Here is a 6,029-nt window from a genome sequence, read left to right on the forward strand (position 1 = left end):
CGCGACGGGTCCTCGACCGCGCCGCCGACCTGGCCCGCATCGCCGGTGTCGGCCACCCGGATTCGGCGGTCGTCTCGGTGGTGCTCGGTGAGGCGCAGGTCGCCTTCGACGCCGCGCAGGCCTGCCGGGAGCGCGGCCTGAGCGTCGGCTGTTTCCGTCCGCCGTCGGTGCCCGAGGGCACCTCGCGGCTGCGGCTGACCGCGCGCGCCGATCTCACCGAGGCCGAATTGGCCACCATCGCCACCGTTCTCGGCGAGGTGCTGGCGCGAGCCCGTGGGCGGGAGGCCGTTTCGGCATGACCGCCACGCTGCTGTTCATCACCGGCACCTCGACCGATGTCGGCAAGACCGTCGCGACCGCCGCGCTGGCGGCGACCGCCCGCGCGGCCGGGACCGAGGTCGCGGTGATCAAGCCCGCGCAGACCGGCATGGCTCCCGGCGAGCCCGGCGACCTGGCCGACATCACCCGGCTCAGCGGGGTGACCCGCACCCTCGAATTCGCGCGCTATCCGGACCCGCTGGCCCCCGACACCGCCGCGCGCCGCAGCGGTCAGCCGCTGCTCACCCTGGCCGAGACGATCGCCGGAATCGAGTCCTGCGCCGACGCCGACCTCATCCTGGTCGAGGGCGCGGGCGGGCTGCTGGTACGCATGGGGGAATTCACACTGCTGGATCTGGCCCAGAAGATGAGCGCCCCGGTCCTGCTGGTGGCCGCCGCCGGGCTGGGCACCCTCAACCACAGCGAGCTCACCACCCGCGCGCTGGCCGCGGCCGGTGTCGACTGCGCGGGCCTGGTCATCGGATCCTGGCCCGCCGCACCCGATCTCGCCGCCGAATGCAATCGCACCGACCTGCCCGCCGTCACCGGCGTCGACCTGGTCGGCGCGCTGCCCGCGGGCGCGGGGGCCTGGAGCCGACCCGACTTCACCGCGGCCGCGCCCGGCTGGTTCGACGCGGACTGGACCGACCGGTACCTGCGGCCCTGACCGGTAGCCCCACGATTTCCTCATGGATGTCCTGCGACAGTGACGACATGAGGAGAGCCGGTGGCGAGCATGCCACCACGCAGCGCCTGCGGGTCGAGGACCGGGTGGCCAGGATCGGGGCCCTCGCGCGGGTCGCGGGGATGTCCGGGCGACGCCGACCTCGATGGTGGTTGGCCGGCCCGCGCACGACAGGAAGGTGCCGCCCTGTTCCGGCGGTGCCGGGGCTGTCGGTCATGGCCGGACGGCCGGTATGGATGCTGTAATTGCGCAGGTGCGGGTACTCGTGGTCGAGGACGACAGCAGCCTGGGTGACGAGGTCGTCGCGGGTCTGCGAGCGGCGGGATTCGCGGTGGATCTGGCCCGCGACTACGCCGACGCCGATCTGAAGATCGCGGTCAACAGCTACGACTGCCTGGTCGTCGACCGGGGGCTGCCCGACGGGGACGGGCTGGATCTGGTGCGGGCGCAGCGCGAGGCCGGGCGGCGGACCCCGGTGGTCATGCTCACCGCCCGCGACGCGCTCGCCGATCGGCTCGACGGGTTCGCCCACGGCGCGGACGACTACGTCGTGAAGCCTTTCGCCATGGACGAGCTCGCCGCCCGCGTGGGCGCGCTGTGCCGCCGCCGCGAACTGCCCGCGCCGACCCGCACCGTCGTCGGCACCCTGGTCGTGGATCGCCCCCGCCGCCGGGTGCACCGCGCGGGCACGCTGCTCACCTTGACGCCCAAGGAATTCGGCGTGCTGGAACTGCTCGCGGCCCGCGCCGGAACGGTCGTCACCCGCGCCGAACTCATCGAATGCTGTTGGGACGAGATGGCCGAGCCCGCCTCCAATGTGGTCGACGTGGTGATCGCCCAGCTGCGCCGCAAGCTCGGCGCGCCGCCGCTCATCGAAACCGTGCGCGGCGCCGGTTTCACCATCGCGCCATGAACACCCTTCGGCGACTCACGTCCGGGCGTGCGCGCCGGGCGACCGCCGAATTCGCCGCGACGCCGGCCTCGCCGGGCCGCTTGCGGCGCACCCGCTGGCTGCTGACCGGGCTGTTCACCGCGTTGACCGCGCTGTGCCTGGTCGTGCTCGCCTCGATCGCGGCCTCCATCGACGCGCACTCGCGGGTACACGACCTCGACGCTGGGGTCGACCGGGTGGTCACCGGTCTCGCGCGGGAGGTGTACTGGAACGAGGACGGCAGCGTCGATCTGGAGACGGTGCGCGGGGACGAGGATCTGGTCGGGGGCGCCGACGCCGTCACGATCCTGGTGCGGCAGCCCGACAACAGCTGGCGGGAACTGTTCGTGCACAAGCGATCCGGGCTGCCCGCGGAGCTGACCGGGTTGGCGCGGCGGGCCGCCGACGACGAGGAGACGCAGTGGCGCACCACCACCGACCGCGACGGCGATCCGGTGCGGCTGGCGGTGGCCCCGGCCTGGGACAACGACTCCTCGGTCGGGGCCGTCGTCGTCGCGGGCGGTGATCCGGCGCCCGGTGCGCGCGATCACCGCAGACTCGTGGTGGCGCTGTGGAGCGGCGGGCTCGCCCTGGTGGCCCTCGCGGCGCTGGCCGGGCATCTGCTGTCGGGGGTGAGCATGCGGCCCGCGGTGCGGATGCTCGACGAGCAGGAACGGTTCCTGTCGGAGGCCTCGCACGAATTGCGCACGCCACTGGCCACCTTGCGTCTCTACCTCGATGCCGCGCTGCGGGATCCGGCCGACGCCCGCCGCGCCGTCACCGACGCGCGCTCGCTCACCGATCGCATGGGCCGCATGGTCGCCGGGCTGCTGGCCCGCACCCGCGCGGAAACCGGTGCGGGTGAACTGGATCGGCAGCGGCTGTACCTGGATCAGCTGGTGGAGGGCGTGGTCGCCGACTGCGGCGGCGAGATCGGACTGAGCACCGAACCCACCGCGGTGTGGGCCGATCCGGAGCTGCTGGCGCTGGCCGTGCGCAATCTCGTCGACAACGCGCTGGTGCACGGCGCCCCGCCGGTGGAGGTGCGGGTCGCGGCGGGGCGGGTGACCGTGCGCGATCACGGGCGCGGGCTCGATCCCGCGCTCACCGACCCGTTCCGGCGCGGCGCGGTCGGCGCGGGCGGGCGGCACGGGATCGGGCTGTCGCTGGTGCGGTGGGTGGCCGCGGTCCACTCCGGTTCGGTGACACTGGTTTCCGCGCCGGGCGGCGGCACCCTGGCGACCCTCGCGTTGCCGGTCGCGCCGGACGACGCGGGCGCCGATCCCCCCGGTCTGTCGTGAGCTTGGTCACATCGGGCGTAGGGTGGCGGCCGTGCCTTCCACTCGAGTCGAGAAGTTCGTCGGCGCTCCGCGTCCCAGTGTGTTCCGCGCCCTGCTGGACGCGCATTCGGTCCGCACCTGGATGGTGCCCGACGGTATGACCAGCCGCATCCACGAATTCGATGCCCGCGTCGGCGGGCGGTTCCGCATCTCGCTGACCTACGACCTGCCCACCGACGCCGGCAAGACCACCCCGCACACCGACACCTTCCACGGGGTCTTCGCCCGCGTCGTCCCCGACCGCGAGGTCGTGCAGACCATCGAATTCGAAACCGACAACCCGGAACTGACCGGCGAGATGACGGTCACCTACACCCTCGACGACGTGCCCGGCGGCACCCGCGTCACCGCCCAGCACGACAATCTGCCGCCGGGGCTGTCCCCGGAGGACAACGAGGTCGGGTTCCGAACGGCCCTGCACAATCTCGCCACCCTCGCCGAACACGCCGAGGGACACTGATCCGAGCCGCACCCCGCGGATCCATGCCCCACCACGCACAGGTGACATGCGCGGTACCAGCAGATGACGCGCAGCACAAGCCTGGATGACGAGCCGGAAATTCGTACAGTGGATTGATGGCCCTGCCGGGTTTCCCGCATCCGTCCGGCGCCGCCGACTACGACGATCGGCGCCGGCGCGCCCGGCTGCGGTCCACCCGGCTCGGCGCGCGCTGGGGACGCTTCCGGCGGGCCCGGCTGCTGGCGCTGCGGCTGGGCTTGGTTCCCCTGGTCGCGCTGGGCGCGTTCGTCGAGTACATCGGCCTGGACGTGCTGCCCGAACAGGATCGGCTGGCCCGCACCGAACCGTCCGTGCTGCCCATCGCCGCGCCCGCGGAACTGCAAGCCACCGATACCGCCGTCTTCGATCTGGTCGGGCTGGGCGTGCTCGACGCCACCGACACCGCGCGGGCATTGCCGTCGCTGTCGCGGCTGGGGTCGGTGTGGGCGGTGCGCTACGACAACACCGGTATCGACACCAAGGTCATCGCCGATCTGATCGTGAAGGTCACCGATGCCGCCAAGGTGCCCAATGTGGTGCTGGCCGGGCACAGCATGGGCGGGGTCATCGCACTCGAGATCGCGAAACACCTGCACGAGGACAGCGGCGGCAAACGGGTGCGGGCGGTGATCCTGGACTGTACGCCGGTGGACCTCAACGCGGTGCGCCCCGAGAGCCGCGACCAGGGTGAGGAGATGCTGCGCTGGATGGGCTGGGTGCCCGGGGCGCGGGAGAGCCGGATGCTGCGGCTGGTCGTGGAAGTGTATGCGCGCCATGACCGTTTCGTCGGCGGGCGCTACGTGATCCGCGGCGGCGAGTTCCGGCGCGCGGTCGACGACGTGCTGCGGTCCAAGATCCTCAATACCGACGCCGCCAGCAATGGGCTGATCGAGGCCCAGTTCAAGGCCATCGTGGCGGGCGGCGCGGTGGACGACCTGCGGGCGCTGGCCAAACCCGCGGCGGGCAAACCCCGCCCGGCCATCGTGTTCATCCGGCCGCACAACCCCTACGACGATCCGGTGGTGGACGTCGAGTACTCCCACCAGGTGCTCATCGACCGGGTCGGCGGGGTGCGCGGGACGCTGCTGGTGGTGACCACGCGAACTACCGGGCACGCCAACCCGATCGAACGGCCGCAGGAGTACAACACCGTCATCGACCAGCAGGTGGTGCCGTTCGTGCGGCAGCTGTGGCAGGACCAGTCCGGGTCGGCGGCGGTCGGCCACTGAGTGCCGCGGTCGGCCGCTCAGCGCACCGCGTCGTCGGCTGCGGGGTGAATTCCGGAGGCGGGCAACAGGTTCCAGTGTTCCAGTTGCGCCCGCACCTGCTCGGCGGCGTCGATGTTCAACGGCCCGCTGGTCCACAGCGCGTACGGCAGGTTCAGGAACCGGCCCTGGGTGACCGCCCGCAGATTCTGGATGCCGGGCTTGCCGCGCAGGAGATCGACCTTCTGCTGGAAGGTCTGCGGCGGATAGTCCACGAACACGATGGCGTCTGGGTCGGCGGCCGCCAGCCGCTCCCACGACACCGCCGTCCAGGTGTCGGCCACGTCCGAGAGGGCGTTGCGCGCGCCCGCCGCCTCCAGAATCGCCTGCGGCGCACCGTATTGCCCGCTGGAGAAGACGGTGTCGGAGGCGCTGTCGAACAGGAACACCGTCGGCCGCCGGTCCGGCCGCGGTGCGGCCAGCAGCGCGGACAGTCGCCGATCCAGATCCCCGGTGACCCGCGCCGCCTGGTCGGCGCGCCCGGTGATCGCGCCCAGCGCGGTCAGATCCGTGCGCAGCGCGGTCCAGGCATCGACCACGCCGCGCTCGCCGCCGGGCCGGCGGCAGCTCTCGGTGAGCACGTACGGCGCGACCCCGGCCGCCCGCAACGATTCCGGCGTCAGATTCGCCGATTCCGAGTAGCCGTAGTTCCAGCCCGCGACCATCACGTCGGGCCGCTGCGCCAGCACCGTCTCCCGCGAGGGATAGTCCGGGGCAACGGAATTGAGCCGATCCACGCCGTCCCCGTAATGCTTGCGCAGCGTGTCGGCGTCCCGCTTCAGGCTCGACACCGCGACGGTCTGCTGCTCCGCCCCCAGCGCGAGCACCATGGAGATCAGATTCCCGTCATTGACGAACATGCGCTGCGCGGGCGATGGAAACCGCTGATCCGCACCGCAATTGCGCACCGTCAGATCGCCGGTCGCGGCCTGCGGCGACCCGCACGCGGCGAGCACCCCGGCGACCGCCGCCACCGCGAGTGCCGGCCGGG

At 72.3% G+C, this 6,029-nt stretch carries 7 protein-coding genes; 6 read left to right on the forward strand and 1 reads right to left on the reverse strand.

Annotation, left to right across the window (positions count from 1 at the left end; all coding sequences use genetic code 11):
* From ACWELJ_RS32795 to ACWELJ_RS32820, 6 genes are all read left to right on the forward strand, one after another.
* Positions 1-299, forward strand: a 299-nt coding sequence (locus ACWELJ_RS32795; RefSeq protein WP_452369958.1) for an aminotransferase class I/II-fold pyridoxal phosphate-dependent enzyme, incomplete at its 5' end; no start/stop codon positions are given.
* A complete protein-coding gene (bioD, locus tag ACWELJ_RS32800) occupies positions 296-985 on the forward strand; it encodes a dethiobiotin synthase (protein ID WP_452369959.1) in 690 nt (229 codons plus the stop codon). The genes ACWELJ_RS32795 and bioD, both read left to right, overlap by 4 nt.
* Positions 986-1,235: 250 nt before the next feature.
* A complete protein-coding gene (locus ACWELJ_RS32805; RefSeq protein ID WP_452369960.1) occupies positions 1,236-1,916 on the forward strand; it encodes a response regulator transcription factor in 681 nt (226 codons plus the stop codon).
* Positions 1,913-3,235: a sensor histidine kinase gene (locus ACWELJ_RS32810; RefSeq protein WP_452369961.1), complete on the forward strand. Its 1,323-nt coding sequence runs from the start codon at positions 1,913-1,915 to the stop codon at positions 3,233-3,235. The genes ACWELJ_RS32805 and ACWELJ_RS32810 overlap by 4 nt, the downstream gene beginning before the upstream one ends.
* 31 nt (positions 3,236-3,266) lie before the next feature.
* The gene (locus tag ACWELJ_RS32815; RefSeq protein WP_452369962.1) at positions 3,267-3,734 is read left to right on the forward strand and encodes an SRPBCC family protein; all 468 of its coding nucleotides are present in this window, start codon (positions 3,267-3,269) and stop codon (positions 3,732-3,734) included.
* A gap of 116 nt (positions 3,735-3,850) precedes the next feature.
* A complete protein-coding gene (locus ACWELJ_RS32820) occupies positions 3,851-5,002 on the forward strand; it encodes an alpha/beta fold hydrolase (protein ID WP_452369963.1) in 1,152 nt (383 codons plus the stop codon).
* 17 nt (positions 5,003-5,019) lie between these two features.
* Here ACWELJ_RS32820 and ACWELJ_RS32825 read toward each other — a convergent pair whose 3' ends face one another.
* Positions 5,020-6,012: an ABC transporter substrate-binding protein gene (locus ACWELJ_RS32825; protein ID WP_452369964.1), complete on the reverse strand. Its 993-nt coding sequence runs from the start codon at positions 6,010-6,012 to the stop codon at positions 5,020-5,022.
* Positions 6,013-6,029 lie beyond the last annotated feature (17 nt).

Source organism: Nocardia sp. NPDC004582, assembly GCF_053602115.1.